Genomic DNA, 13100 nt, shown 5'->3' with positions numbered 1-13100 from the left:
GGACTGAGGCGCGAAGCGCCGAACCGCGCCGCAGGCGCCCGCCTGACCGGGGAGCTCCCAGCGGGACCGGCACCGATCCAGCCCGTCCGGCGTTGGACGAGGCAGCGCCGACCGCGTCAGCCCGCGCGACCGCACACAGCCCGTCCGGCGTTTGAGGACTCCGGCCGAAGGCCGGATGCGCGTCAGCCGACGCAAGGTGACATCACGCGCGCCGAAGGACCAAGGCGGTCAGCGCGCCGCGAGCACCCGCCGCTCCTCCGCGCTGGCCGAAGGCAGCGCAGGGTGGCGGCCCAGGAGGACGACGCCCGCGACGATGGCCGCCAGGCCCGCGGCCTGCCACGCCAGCGCCGGAGGGGTGAGGCGGACCTGGTCGCCGAGGAAGCCGACGCCGCAGGCGATGCCTGCCAGGGGCTGGGCTGCCGTCAGGGCCGGGAGGGAGCTGCGCAGCGGGGCCGTCTCGAACGCGCTCTGCACCAGGACCAGGCCTATGACGCCCAGCCCCGCGACCGCGTACGGCTGCCAGTGCAGCGCCAGCGACGTCGCGCCGTGGTCCACGGCCAGCTCCGCCGACGTGCGGGTGAGCGCGTCCTGCAAGCCGTACAGCAAGCCCGCCGCCAGCGCCAGCAGCGCCGCCTCGAGGGACGGTCGCGCGCGTCGGCCCAGGGCCGTCAGCACCACCGCCAGGCCCGCCACCGTCCCGAACACCGTCCAGTGCCGCAGCGGGCCCGCGTGCGGTCCGCCCCCGGACGGTTCCCCGGCGACGATGAACGCGGTGACGCCCAGCGCCAGCAGCACCGCCCCCGACCAGCCGTGCCGGCCGAGGCGCTGTCCGGTGAGCCGCCGCGAGAGGGCGAGCGCGAAGAGGAGGTTGGTCGCGGTCAGCGGTTCGACGAGGGAGATCTCCCCGTGCGCGAGCGCGAGGGCGCTCAGCGCCATGCCGACGACCATCAGCGCGATGCCCGCCAGCCACTGGGGCACGCGCATGAGGTCCAGCAGGAGCCGTAAGGACAGGAAGTCCGCGAGCGGCGCCCGCTGCGCCGCCCGCTGCTGGAGCACGAAACCGGCACCCAGACAGCAGGCCGCACCGACGGCGAGGGGGATGACGAGCACGACTCCACGGTATCCGCCCCGAACGCCCCGTGCGACCGCAGTAGGCATACGAGCGCACCGGTGAAGCGGTGTGCGGCCGACGCGCGTTGCCGTCCGGCGAAAGCCGTTAGGGTGCCGATCATGAGCGCCGACGCACCCCCCGCTGGCCGTCGTCCCCTGGCCGTGTTCGACCTGGACGGCACCCTCGCCGACACCCGGCACCGGCTGCACTACGTCGAGGGCACGCCCCGGGACTGGAAGGCGTTCTTCCGTGCCGCGAAGGACGACCCGCCGCTCGCCGAGGGGATCGCGCTCGCCCTCGACTGGGCCGAGCGGTGCGAGCTGGCGTACGTGACGGGACGGCCGGAGTACTGCCGCCGGTCGACCGTGAGGTGGCTCGCCGCGCAGGGGCTGCCCGCCGGCGGCCGGCTGTCGATGCGCGGCGCGCGCGACTTCCGGCCGGCGCGCGTCGCGAAGCCGGCGCTGCTGCGCGAGCTGGCGGCCGAGCGGGAGATCGCGGTGGTCGTCGACGACGACCTCCAGGTCTGCGAGGCGTACGAGAACGCCGGGTTCGCCGTCGTTCGGGCGGACTGGATGCCGCCCGCCGCAGCCCTGGACCGCGCCCAGGAGGAAGAGGGCAGGACGTAACTCCCGCCCCCGGGCCCACGTGTCGTGGCCAGCGGCTACCCTCCTCGCATGACCACTCCCGGCACCGCAGAACCGGCCACCGGCCCCGCCGTGGGCCAGCCCGAGCAGCCCGACGCGGGCGGCACCGTCGAGCCGTACTCCGGCCGTCTCACCCCGCGCCAGGCCCGCCGCATCCGGGCGATAACCTCGGCGGTCGCCATGGTCGCCGTCGGCGTGGCGATGGTGCTGCAGATCCGCAGCCAGCCCTCGCTGGTCACGCTCGGGCTGTACGGGGCGGCCCTGACGATCTCCGGTACGGCGATCATGCTGAGCCGGATCGGCCGCACCCGGGTGGCGATGGCGGTGCTGGCGGTGGCGGTGCTGCTGGTCGCGGTGGTGGATCCGCTGCTCCGGTGAGATCTTTTCCCGTGCCTTATCTCCGGTGATCGCTTTCCCTGCCCCTTATCTCCCGCGGTCCCTTTCCCCGTTTCTTATCTCCGGTGAGGGATGCTGGAGGGAGGAGCAGAGGAATCGATTCATCGGGGGAAGTCATGGCCCGGAAGTGGGCGGCAGCGGTCGTCGGGTTGCTCGTCGTCGCGCTGGTGGCGGTCGTCGTGGTGGTACAGACGCGCGACGAGCCGACGCCCCAGGTCCGCCGCCCGTCCCCCGCGAGCCCGAGCCCCTCCCCCACGCCGTCGCCCTCCGGGTCCACCCAGCAGGCGGTACCGGCCCGCCCGGGCCCCGTGCTGGCGGTGAAGATCGACAACGCCTCGCCCGCGCGCCCGCACACCGGTCTCGACGCGGCGGACGTCATCTACGTCGAGCGGGTGGAGGCCGGCATCACGCGCTTCATGGCCGTCTACTCCAGCAAGCTGCCCGAGGTCATCGGCCCGGTGCGCAGCGCCCGCGAGACGGACCTGGAGCTGCTGCGGCAGTTCGACGATCCGGTGCTCGCCTATTCGGGCTCCCAGGGGAAGCTGAAGCCCTTCATCCGCGCCGCGCCGCTGCGGCCGGTGTCCGCGGAGACCAACCCGCAGCTGTACTTCCGGGGCAGCACCCGGCCGATCCCGCACAACCTCTATCTGCGCACGGACCGCGTCCTCGAGAAGGCCCCGGACCTGGCCACCCCCCAGAACCTCGGCTTCGAGCGGGGCGCGGCGCCCGCCGGCGGCACACCGGAGGCGAGCCGCACCGTGAAGTTCCCCGCGGCCCGTTACGACTTCGAGTGGTCGGCGTCGAAGAAGCGGTGGCTGGTCTCGATGGACGGCAGCCCCGGCATGCTCGCCGACGGCAAGCGCCTGGCGCCCGCCGCGGTGATCGTGCAGGAGGTCGAGATCCGCAAGGGCGCCTTCGGCGACCGCTGGGGCAACAACTCCCCCTTCACGAAGACGGTCGGCACCGGCAAGGCGACGGTCCTGCGCGACGGCAAGGCGTTCGACACCCGCTGGACCCGCAAGGCCCCGGAGGACCTCACGGCGTTCACGACGCCCTCGGGCGAGGCGATGACCTTCCCGAAGGGCCAGATCTGGATCGTGTACGTCCCGAAGGGCTGACGGCCGCTCAGAGCCGCAGCACCGCGGCCCCTTCCACCCGGTCGCCCGCGAGGTCGTCCAGCGCCCGGTCCGCCCGGTCGAACGGGTACGGCGACACCGTCGCCCGCACCCCGTGCTCGGCGGCGGCCGCCAGGAACTCCCGGCCGTCGGCGCGGGTGTTGGCGGTGACACTGCGCACCGTCCGTTCGCGGAACAGATGACGGTCGTAGTCCAGTGCGGGGATGTCGGTGAGATGGATACCGGCGATCGCCAGCGTGCCGCCGGGGGCCAGCGCCTCCAGGATCGGCGGGACGAGCTCCCCTACGGGCGCGAAGAGGATCGCGGAATCCAGCGGTACGGGCGGCCGGGTGTCGCCCGCGGAGGCGGCGCCGAGCTTCAGCGCCAGTTCGCGGGCCGCGGCGGCGCGGGTCACCACGTGCACCTCCGCGCCGCGGGCCGCCGCCAGCTGGGCGGTGAGATGGGCGGAGCCCCCGAAGCCGTAGATGCCCAGCCGGCCGCCCGGCGGCACCTCGGCGAGCTTGAGCGCCCGGTAGCCGATGATGCCCGCGCACAGCAGCGGAGCGGCGGCCTCGTCCGACAGGCCCTCGGGCAGGCGGTACGCGTAGGCGGCGGGGACCGTCGCGTACTCGGCGTACCCGCCGTCCGCGTCCCAGCCGGTGTAGACGGAGGACGGGCAGAGGTTCTCGCGTCCCTGCGCGCAGTAGCGGCACGTGCCGCACGTGCCGCGCAGCCAGGCGATCCCCACCCGCGTGCCGGGTGCCTCGCCCTCGCCCGCGACGACCTCGCCGACCGCCTCGTGGCCGGGCACGACGGGCGACTTGTGCGGTACCAGGTCCCCGTCGCGGACGTGCAGGTCCGTCCGGCACACCCCGCAGGCGCGCACCCGGACCAGCAGCTCGCCGGGCCCGGGCCGCGGCACCGGCAGCTCCACGGCGTCCACCCGGCCCGGCGTCCGCACCACCCACGCCCGCATCGTCCCTCCGGCAGCCATACGCCCAGTCTGCTCCGCGCCCGCACCGGGCGCACACCTGCACACACGCCCGCCGACACCGGGCACACACCCGCACACACGCCCGCCGACACCCGGCGCACACCCGCGCGAGCGCCCCGTGACGCCCCGAAAATCCGATCCACACCGCAGCGCCCCGATGGCATCCTGAACGCGTGGACAAGAACGACGCGTTGTACCTCCGCTTCCCCGCCGGCCTGCGCTTCTTCCTCGCACCGCAGCACCGCGGCGACGCCCCCATGCCCGCCGCCCCCGACGGCACCTCCACCCTCGGCCACCTGGTCGAGGCCGCCGGCGTGCCCCTCACGGAGGTCGGCGGGCTGCGGATGGACGGTGAACCGGTGCCGTTCTCGCACATCCCCGAGGGCGGCGGGACGGTGGAGGTGGAGCCGGTGGGGCGGCCGCAGGCCCTGCCGCCGGGTCCGGCGGCGTTCCTGCTGGACGTCCACTTCGGCTCGCTGGCGCGGCGCCTGCGGCTGCTCGGGGTCGACACGGCGTACCACAACGACATGGACGACCCGGCGCTCGTGGTGCAGGCGAACGCCGAACGGCGGGTGCTGCTCACTCAGGACCGGGGGCTGCTGCGGCGGAAGAACCTGTGGTGCGGCGCCTATGTGCGGGGCACCAGGGCCGAGGCCCAGCTGGACGACGTCCTGCGGCGCTTCGCGCCCGGGCTGGCCCCCTGGACGCGCTGCACGGCCTGCAACGGACTGTTGCAGCCGGTCACGAAGGACGAGGTCGCGGCCGAGATCGAGGACGGTACGCGGCGTACGCAGGACGTCTTCGCGCGCTGCCGGGACTGCGGTCAGGTCTACTGGCGGGGCGCGCACCACGCCCGGCTGGAGGCCGTGGTGGCCGAAGCGCTGCGAACGGTTTCCGCGGCACGGGCACAGGGTGCACCCTGGAGAGGCGGGAGGTGATGGCCATGCACACCATCGCTGGCTGGCACATCGACATGGAGTTCCTCGAGGACGACAGCCACACGAAGTCCGCCGCACTGCTGCGGCTCAGCGACGGCGCCGAGCTGCGGTCCCACGGGCAGTCCAAGCGGCACCCGTCGGACCCGGAGCAGCAGCTGGTGGGCGAGGAGATCGCCGCGGCCAGAGCGCTCAACGACCTGGCGCGGCAGCTGCTGGACAAGGCCAGCGGCGAGATCTCCACGTCGACCCATCGCGAGTCGCATCTCAGGCAGTGAGCAGCCCCTCGGCGGTAGCGAGGATCTCCGTCACACGCTGCCCGAAGCGCACGTCGCACGGGTGGGGGGTACCCGTGCGCGCGGCGAGCAGCAGCGCGTCGACGGCGGCCCGGAACGCGGCGACCGGACCGTCGGCGTCCCGCTCGGGCATGACCGCGATCCCCTCGCGCCCGCGCACCTCCACGGCGACGCCCGAGGCGGCCGGCGGCACGGTCATCGTGAGGGTCGCGTGACTGAGGGCGCCCCCCGTGTGCCGCAGCGTGAGGTGGACGGCGTCACCCGGACCGCGGACGGCGTGCACCTCCCGCGCGTCTCCGAGCACCGGCAGCAGCATCGACAGGGCGTGCGGGCCGATGTCCCACAGCGCGCCCTTCTCCTTGCGCCAGGGGGAGGCGGCGTACGGTGAGTCGGCTCCGCCGAAGACCGGGGAGAACCACTCGGCCCGGCCGTGCAGCCAGCCGCCCTCGGCGGTGCGGTCGGCCACCCACCGCGCGGACTCCTCCGCGAAGCGCAGGGTGAAGAAGACGACGGACGCCACGCCCGCCTCCCCGGCCGCCTCGGTCACCGCGCGGGCGCCCTCGACGGTGGTAGCCACGGGCTTGTCGAGCAGCAGGTGCTTCCCCGCCCGCGCGGCGCGTACGGCGTACTCGGCCTGGACGTCGGGCGGCAGGGCGACGGCCACGGCGTCCGCGGCGCGGATCAGCTCGTCGGCGTCGTCGTACGCCGGTACGCCGAGGGTGTCGGCCAGCGCCTTCGCCGCCTCGGGCCGGCGGCCCCAGACCCCGGCGAGACTCACCCCGGGGTGCTCCCTCAGCGCGGGGCCGTGGGTGACCTCGGCCCACGGACCGGTCCCGAGCAGCGCGAAACGCATGTGTCCTCCCAGGTGGGGGTGTCGGAGGGCCGAGCCTACGGGACGCGGCGGGCGGCGGCGTGGGGCGGGCGGGCGCTCACAGACGCAGCCCCAGGTACGTCAGCGGCCCGGCGTCCGCCACCTCGATCGGGTGCAGCCCGATCCGGTCGTAGAAGGCACGCGCCGCGGTGTTCTCCGTGACCATGCCCAGATGCAGGGCGGGCACGCCGTCCTCCCGCAGGGCGTCGGCCAGCCGGGCCATCAACAGGCGGCCGTAGCCCCGGCGCTGGTGGTCCGGCAGCAGGTCGATGTGCAGGTGCGCCGGATATCCCGCGAGCTCGGGCACGATCATCCGCTCCGGCCAGTGCAGCAGCTTGCGCATGAGCTCGTCGGGGCCGTCGGGTTCCCCGTCGAGCGGCGGATACCGCCGGGCGAGCGGCGGCAGCCACTCGTCGCGGAACCGCTTGACGAAGCGGGCCGTGTCGCCGGTGCCGACGACGTAGCCGACGGGCCGGTCGTCCTCGTCGGCGAGCACGAAGGCGTACCGGGGCTCCAGATGTGCGTAGGGCGCGGCGAAGAGCTCCGGCAGGATGCCGGGGTCGCGGTAGTGCGGGCGCGCGTCCTGGCCGTTGTGGGCGGTGCGGACGCAGACGTCGTCGAGGGCGGCTCGGTCCGCGGGTCGGTAGGGCCGGATCACAGGCATGCGCGCACGCTACTTGGGAGCGCTCCCAGCCCGCAATGGCCGCGGCAGGGACCGGAGTCGGAGGGCCCCGCCGTCAGTCGTCGTTGCGCGCCCGGCTCGGCTGCACCCGCTTGGGCTCCCCCGCCATCTTCGGGTGGTCCGGCGGATAGGGCATGTCGCCCAGGCCGCGCTCCTTCTCGTCCCGGTCCGCCATCTCGAGCAGCCCCTCCAGCCCGAACGCCTGCTCCTCCATGCCCGCGTGCACGTCCCCCACGTCGGCGAAGCGCGTGACCATCGACCGCAGATCGAAGTCCCTGGGCTCGACGGAGTCCACCTCGTCCCACCGCAGGGGCGCCGACACGGGCGCGTGCGGCGCGGGCCGCACGGAGTAGGCGGAGGCGATCGTCCGGTCCCGGGCGGTCTGGTTGAAGTCGACGAACACCCGCTCCCCGCGCTCCTCCTTCCACCACGCCGTGGTGACGGCCGAGGGCATCCGCCGCTCCAGCTCCCGCCCCGCGGCGATCGCCGCCCGCCGCACCTGGACGAACGTCCACCGCGGCTCGATCGGCACGAACACGTGCAGCCCGCGCCCGCCGGACGTCTTGGGCCAGCCCTCGAGCCCGGCGTCCGCCAGCACGGCGCGCAGTTCGTGCGCCGCGCGGGCCGCGTCCTTGAAGTCGGTCCCCGGCTGCGGGTCCAGATCGAGCCGCAGTTCGTCGGGATGGTCCACATGGGTGGCCCGCACCGGCCACGGGTGGAAGGTGAACGTGCCGAACTGGGCCGCCCAGATGACGGCGGCCAGTTCGGTGGGACAGATCTCGTCGGCGCGCCGACCGCTGGGGAAGGTGATCCGGGCCGTGGGGATCCAGTCGGGCGTGTTCTTCGGAGCGCGCTTCTGGAAGAACGATTCGCCCGTCACCCCGTCCGGGTAGCGTTCGAGCGTCGTCGGCCGGTTGCGCAGAGCCCGCAGGATTCCGTCCCCGACCGCCAGGTAGTACTGAGCGAGATCGAGCTTCGTGTACCCCTTCTCGGGGAAATAGACCTTGTCCGGGCTCGAAAGCCGGACCTTGCGCTCACCCGCTTGGAGCTCGATCGCCGCACCCATGTGCCACACGTTAAGGCGATTGTCGGTGCCGCGCCTCATAATCGACCGCATGGACCTCCCGGTGATGCCGCCCGTACGCCCCATGCTGGCCAAGTCGGCCAAGAAGATCCCGCCGGGCATGCAGTACGAGGCCAAGTGGGACGGCTTCCGCGCGATCGTCTACCGCGACGGGGACGAGCTGGAGATCGGCAGCCGCACCGGAAAGCCGCTGACGCGCTATCTGCCGGAGCTGGTCGAGGCCCTGAAGGCCAACCTCCCGGAGCGGATCGTCGTGGACGGCGAGATCGTCATCGTGCGCGACGGGCGGCTCGACTTCGACGCCATAACGGAACGCATCCACCCGGCCGCCTCCCGGGTGAAGCTGCTGTCCGAGACGACGCCCGCGAGCTTCGTCGCCTTCGACATCCTCGCGCTCGGCGACGACTCCCTGATGGACACACCGCTCACCGGGCGGCGCGCCGCGCTGGAGCAGGCGCTGGCCAAGGCGAGGCCGCCGGTCCATCTCGCCCCGGCCACCACGGACATCGAGGTCGCGCAGGGCTGGTTCGAGAGCTACGAGGGAGCCGGCCTGGACGGCGTGATCGCCAAGCCGCTCGACCTCCTCTACCGGCCGAACGAACGCCTGATGACCAAGGTGAAGCACGAGCGCACGGCGGACGTCGTGGTGGCCGGCTTCCGCTGGCACAAGAGCGGCCCGGTGGTCGGCTCGATACTGCTCGGCCTGTACGACGGGCAGGGCGCCCTGCAGCACGTGGGCGTCTGCGCGGCGTTCTCCATGCAGCGCCGCGCCGAGCTGGTGACGGAGCTGGAGCCGCTGCGCATGGACTCCGTCGAGGACCATCCGTGGGCCGACTGGGCGGACGAGGAGGCCCACGAGTCGGCCCGCCTTCCGGGCGCGCCCAGCCGCTGGAGCGGCCAGAAGGACCTGTCCTGGGTGCCGCTGCGCCCGGAGCGGGTGCTGGAGGTGGCCTACGACCACATGGAGAACGGCCGGCGCTTCCGCCACACCGCCCAGTGGCGCCGCTGGCGCCCCGACCGCGAGCCGCGGAGCTGCACGTTCGAGCAGCTGGACGAGCCCCTGAGTTACGACCTGTCCGAGGTCCTGACAAGCGGCGACTGACGTCCCGTACGGGCCAGGGCGCTACGCCGGCCCTCGGTGAGGTGCGCCGGAGCGCGCACCGTCGTAACAGCCGCCGTATCCGAGGGTGTTGCCGCGCACCATCTGTCGCCTCGCGCCACCTGTTGCTTCACTGCGCTCTGCCGGGTGGTCGCCCCGCGGTCATCCGGGCACAGGAAGCTGCCGCGAGGAGAAAGGACCTTCCCATGAGGCTTGTACGAGCGAGGGCACGGGCGACGGCGGCACGGGCGGCCCGGCGGCCGAGGCGGGTGCTGGGCGGGCTCGCGCTGACCGGAGCCGTGCTCGGGTTCCTGGCGGCGTCCGCCATGACCGCGCCGCGGACGGCGAGTTCGGCGGAGCGGCCGCGCGACGCCGAGGTCGTGGACGCGGTGGGCAAGCTCACCCGGAGCACGCAGTGGCGGCTCGTCGATCGGATCCGGCTGGACTTCCCGACGTACCACCCGCAGGGCATGGCGCGGGTGGGTGACCGGATCTTCCTCTCCAGCGTGGAGATCATCGAGGCTCCGGTGCGCTATCCGGCGCCCGTCGACGGGTACGACCGCTCGCCGGGCAAGGGCGTCGGGCATCTGTTCGTCCTCGATCTGCAGGGCCGGCTGCTGCACGACGTGGTGCTCGGCGAGGGGCACATGTACCACCCGGGCGGGATCGACACGGACGGGAAGTCCGTGTGGGTGCCGGTGGCCGAGTACCGGCCGAACAGCGCCGCCGTCGTCTACCGCGTGGACGCGGACAGCCTGGCCGTGCGCGAGGTGTTCCGGGTGGGCGACCACATCGGCGGCGTGGTGCCGGACCCGCGGACCGGACGCGTGCACGGCGTCTCGTGGGGCTCGCGCACGTACTACACCTGGGACCGCTCGGGGCGGCAGCTGGTCCGGCAGCCCAACCAGAGCCACTACGTGGACTACCAGGACTGCGCGTACGCGGAGCACGGCAAGATGCTGTGCACCGGGATCACCGGCTTCACCTCGGCCGCCGGCGCGCCGTTCGAGCTGGGCGGCATCGCGGTGCTGGACCTGGACACGAAGGCGATCGAGTACGAGGTCCCGGTGACCCTGTGGTCCGCGGCGAACCACGTCGCCACCCGCAACCCCGTCCTGCTGGAGGCCACGGCCTCCGGCGGCGTACGGATGTGGGCGGCCCCGGACGACGGCGAGTCCCCCGCAGGCACGGAGCTGCTGGTCTACGAGACCCAGTGACGGGACCCGGCTACGAGACCCGGTCCCGCTGATGGGCGCGGACGCGCTGCAGCAGCCGTACCAGCTGCTCGCGCTCCGCGCCGTCCAGCGGCTCCAGCAGGGCCTCCTGGACGGCGGCCAGATGCCCGTCCAGCGCCCGCAGCTCCCGCTCGCCCGCGGTGGTGAGGGTGATGACGTTGCGCCGGCGGTCGACGCGGTCCTCGGTGCGCCGGACGTACTCCGCGTCCGCCATCGCGCTGACCGCGGCCACCACGTCGCTGCGGTCGATACCGCAACGCCGCCCGAGGTCCGCCTGGCTGGACGGGCCGAACTCGTCGAGGGCGGCCAGCAGCGGGTACCAGTAGGGCCGCGCCCCCGCCGCCGCGAAGCCCTCGTGCGAGAGCCGGCCGGCGTACACGGCGACCTCCTTGACCAGCCAGCTCGCCTTGGCCAGCAGCCGCTCGGGCACCTGATCGGGACGCGACGTCATGGCGCACAGCGTAGCCATCGCCGGCCCGGGCCCCGGCTGACGCGCGGGAAGGGGCGGCGCCGTGTCGGCGCGCCCCTTCCCCACCCCCCTGCCGGTCAGCCGCAGGCGCCGAAGCCCGCTCCGAGCAGCCCGCCGTACGCGTCCTCGATGTGGTCGATTCCGCGCCCGTCGGCCAGGTTCGGGTTCGAACTGCCCTCGGTGAGCGTGTGCCCGGTGAAGATCGTGAAGCTCTCCGGGCCGCCGTTCGCCCGCCAGTACGCGAGGAAGCACTCCTTGTCGACGTCCGGCGGGAAGTCGGGGCTGTACACGAAGCCCTCGACCGTGGCGGTGAACCACCGCTGCGAGTTGGCCGCCCCCGCGTTGCCCTGGTCGGACCGGCTGGCGTTGAAGCACTCGTGCGCCCAGGCGGTGCCCCCGGCACCCAGGGTGAGCGCTGCCGCCATCGCCCCGGCGGCCACTGCACGTCTCAGCATCTGACTCTCCCCTCCCTGTCGTGCGCGTCGGCGACGCGACGACCCGAGTGAGACTAAGTCATAAGTCTTCAGGAGGAATCGGGAGATTCCCTATACGTTCCGTCGCTCTCCAGATACCGGCTCAGCTGGACCCGGGAGCGGATGCCGAGCTTGCGGTACACCCGGGAGAGATGGGCCTCGACGGTCTTCGGGCTGATGAACAGGGCGGCGGCGGCCTCCCGGTTGGTCATGCCGTCCGCCACCGCCCGCGCGATCCGCTCCTCGACCGCCGTCAGCTCGCCGAACCCGCCCGCGCTCGGCCCGGCCCGGCGCAGCTCGTCGCGGGCCCGCTCGGCCCACTGCGCGGCGCCCAGCTCCTCGAACACGTGCAGCGCCTCCCGCAGCGGTTCGGCCGCGGCCCGCTTCTGCCGGCGCCGGCGGCGCACCTGGCCCAGCACCAGCAGGCTGCGCGCCCGCTCCAGGGGCATCGGACCGGGCAGCCGGGAGCAGGCCGCGACGGCCTCCTCGGCGGCGTCGGCCGCCTCGTCGAGCCTGCCGCGCGCGGCCAGCAGCAGGGCCCGCGAACGGGCGGCCGGCACCGGCGCCCACAGCTGCGGTTCGCGTCCGGCGGCGGCTTCGAGCAGCGCCAACGCCGGCTCCGCCTCCTCGATCCGGCCCAGCCCCACCAGCGCCTCGACGCCGTCCGCCACCATCGGCAGCGGCACGGGCTCCACCAGCCCGATCCCGGCGAGCCCCGCGAGCACCGGGCCGAGCACCCCGGCCGCCGCCGCGTGGTCGCCCTCGGCCACCCGCACCGCGCCCAGCGTCGCCGCGGGCCACACGGCCGCCGCCGCACAGTCGGCGTCGAGGAACAGGGCGACGGCCTCGCCCGCGGCCGCCACGGCCTGCTCCGCCCGTCCGGCGCACGCCTCGGCGGCGGCCCGTACGGTCAGCGCGATGGCACGCGGCACCTGGCTGCCGAGCTGCTCGGCCCGCTGCTCGGCGTCCTCCGCCAGCGCCAGGGCGGCGGCCGCGTCGCCGCTCCAGCACTCGATGCCGACCAGATAGAAGTCGACGTACATGAGCGCGCTCTCCTCGCCGCGCTCCAGGCACCGCCGCCGCAGCGCCACCAGCCGCTCGCGGCCCTCCGCGAGCCGTCCGGTCCAGGCCAGCAGGGCCCCGGCGATGAGGGAGGGCCGGAGCATGGAGACGGTGGGGACGTCGGGGTTCTCGAGCTGGAGGGAGCGCCGCAGCGCCGCCTCGTCCAGGCCCTGCCCGCCGAGGTAGCGGATGATCGTGGCGCTGGCGAGGGCCAGGGACTCCAGATGCCCGTCGGCGGTGCGCCGGGCCGCGTCGAGGACGGGGCCGGCGAGGTCCACGGCCTCCGGGATACGGCCGAGGTTGACCAGGACGTACATCAGCTGGATCACGACGCGCAGGTGCAGCGACGTGCCCGCGCCGGCCTCGGCGCGGGCCTGCTCCAGATGGACGGCGGCCTCGCGGTAGCTGTCGTCGTGCAGGCGTACGGCGGCCAGCTGCAGCAGCGCCTCGGCGCGCGGTTCACCGGGGCCGAGGCCGGCGACGGCCTTCTCCAGCGCGGTCCTGGCCTGGGCCGTGTCACCGGCCTCGAAGTGGCAGATGCCGAGCCGGATCAGCCGGTCGGGGCTGACCGCGCCCAGGCCCAGGGCCAGGTCGAGCAGCTCCGCGGCGGCGGCCGGGGCGCCGCGGGTGCGGG

General features: G+C 74.1%; 15 protein-coding genes. 7 read left to right on the top strand and 8 right to left on the bottom strand.

Translation table 11 applies throughout. The features are described 5' to 3' along the window. Nucleotides 1-228 precede the first annotated feature (228 nt). The gene (locus AB0M28_RS37460) at nucleotides 229-1110 is read right to left on the bottom strand and encodes a DMT family transporter (RefSeq protein WP_365414786.1); all 882 of its coding nucleotides are present in this window, start codon (nucleotides 1108-1110) and stop codon (nucleotides 229-231) included. 120 nt (nucleotides 1111-1230) lie between these two features. On the opposite strand from AB0M28_RS37460, the gene AB0M28_RS37455 reads away from it, so the two are divergent. The 3 genes from AB0M28_RS37455 to AB0M28_RS37445 all read left to right on the top strand — a co-directional run bounded on the left by AB0M28_RS37455 (nucleotide 1231) and on the right by AB0M28_RS37445 (nucleotide 3269). Beyond that, a complete protein-coding gene (locus AB0M28_RS37455; RefSeq protein WP_365414785.1) occupies nucleotides 1231-1737 on the top strand; it encodes a hypothetical protein in 507 nt (168 codons plus the stop codon). Nucleotides 1738-1785: 48 nt separating this feature from the next. After that, nucleotides 1786-2133, top strand: coding sequence for a hypothetical protein (locus tag AB0M28_RS37450; protein WP_365414783.1), 348 nt, complete (start codon nucleotides 1786-1788; stop codon nucleotides 2131-2133). A 134-nt stretch (nucleotides 2134-2267) separates the two neighbouring features. Then, on the top strand, nucleotides 2268-3269 hold the full coding sequence (locus tag AB0M28_RS37445; protein WP_365414782.1) for a DUF3048 domain-containing protein: 1002 nt from the start codon (nucleotides 2268-2270) through the stop codon (nucleotides 3267-3269). Nucleotides 3270-3276: 7 nt separating this feature from the next. Here AB0M28_RS37445 and AB0M28_RS37440 read toward each other — a convergent pair whose 3' ends face one another. Continuing rightward, nucleotides 3277-4242, bottom strand: coding sequence for a zinc-dependent alcohol dehydrogenase family protein (locus tag AB0M28_RS37440; RefSeq protein ID WP_365414788.1), 966 nt, complete (start codon nucleotides 4240-4242; stop codon nucleotides 3277-3279). A gap of 191 nt (nucleotides 4243-4433) precedes the next feature. Here AB0M28_RS37440 and AB0M28_RS37435 point away from each other — a divergent pair, with 191 nt between their 5' ends. Both AB0M28_RS37435 and AB0M28_RS37430 read left to right on the top strand, forming a co-directional pair. Next, nucleotides 4434-5198 (top strand): Mut7-C RNAse domain-containing protein, encoded by a 765-nt coding sequence (locus tag AB0M28_RS37435; RefSeq protein WP_365414780.1) that lies wholly within the window; start codon nucleotides 4434-4436, stop codon nucleotides 5196-5198. Between the two features lie 5 nt (nucleotides 5199-5203). Then, nucleotides 5204-5473, top strand: coding sequence for a DUF1876 domain-containing protein (locus AB0M28_RS37430; protein ID WP_365414778.1), 270 nt, complete (start codon nucleotides 5204-5206; stop codon nucleotides 5471-5473). Here the strand turns inward: AB0M28_RS37430 and AB0M28_RS37425 are convergent. The 3 genes from AB0M28_RS37425 to ligD form a co-directional block, all read right to left on the bottom strand. Continuing rightward, the gene (locus AB0M28_RS37425) at nucleotides 5463-6344 is read right to left on the bottom strand and encodes a Gfo/Idh/MocA family oxidoreductase (RefSeq protein WP_365414777.1); all 882 of its coding nucleotides are present in this window, start codon (nucleotides 6342-6344) and stop codon (nucleotides 5463-5465) included. The genes AB0M28_RS37430 and AB0M28_RS37425 overlap by 11 nt on opposite strands. A 76-nt stretch (nucleotides 6345-6420) precedes the next feature. Beyond that, a complete protein-coding gene (locus tag AB0M28_RS37420; RefSeq protein ID WP_365414775.1) occupies nucleotides 6421-7026 on the bottom strand; it encodes a GNAT family N-acetyltransferase in 606 nt (201 codons plus the stop codon). Between the two features lie 73 nt (nucleotides 7027-7099). Beyond that, nucleotides 7100-8110, bottom strand: a complete 1011-nt coding sequence (gene ligD, locus AB0M28_RS37415) for a non-homologous end-joining DNA ligase (RefSeq protein ID WP_365414773.1) — start codon at nucleotides 8108-8110, stop codon at nucleotides 7100-7102. A 49-nt stretch (nucleotides 8111-8159) separates the two neighbouring features. Between ligD and AB0M28_RS37410 the strand changes: the two genes are divergently transcribed. Continuing rightward, nucleotides 8160-9230 (top strand): ATP-dependent DNA ligase, encoded by a 1071-nt coding sequence (locus AB0M28_RS37410; protein ID WP_365414771.1) that lies wholly within the window; start codon nucleotides 8160-8162, stop codon nucleotides 9228-9230. A 203-nt stretch (nucleotides 9231-9433) separates the two neighbouring features. Then, entirely contained in the window at nucleotides 9434-10444 is a 1011-nt protein-coding gene (locus tag AB0M28_RS37405; RefSeq protein WP_365414769.1) for a DUF6454 family protein, read from the top strand. A gap of 10 nt (nucleotides 10445-10454) precedes the next feature. Here AB0M28_RS37405 and AB0M28_RS37400 read toward each other — a convergent pair whose 3' ends face one another. From AB0M28_RS37400 to AB0M28_RS37390, 3 genes are all read right to left on the bottom strand, one after another. Further along, nucleotides 10455-10913, bottom strand: coding sequence for a MarR family winged helix-turn-helix transcriptional regulator (locus tag AB0M28_RS37400; RefSeq protein ID WP_365414767.1), 459 nt, complete (start codon nucleotides 10911-10913; stop codon nucleotides 10455-10457). Between the two features lie 95 nt (nucleotides 10914-11008). Beyond that, nucleotides 11009-11386 (bottom strand): hypothetical protein, encoded by a 378-nt coding sequence (locus AB0M28_RS37395; RefSeq protein WP_365414765.1) that lies wholly within the window; start codon nucleotides 11384-11386, stop codon nucleotides 11009-11011. Nucleotides 11387-11454: 68 nt separating this feature from the next. Continuing rightward, nucleotides 11455-13100, bottom strand: a 1646-nt coding sequence (locus tag AB0M28_RS37390; RefSeq protein WP_365414764.1) for a helix-turn-helix transcriptional regulator, incomplete at its 5' end; no start/stop codon positions are given.

It is taken from the genome of Streptomyces sp. NPDC051940, assembly GCF_040680895.1.
Lineage (GTDB): Bacteria > Actinomycetota > Actinomycetes > Streptomycetales > Streptomycetaceae > Streptomyces.
This window is presented reverse-complemented; position numbering and strand designations above follow the sequence as displayed.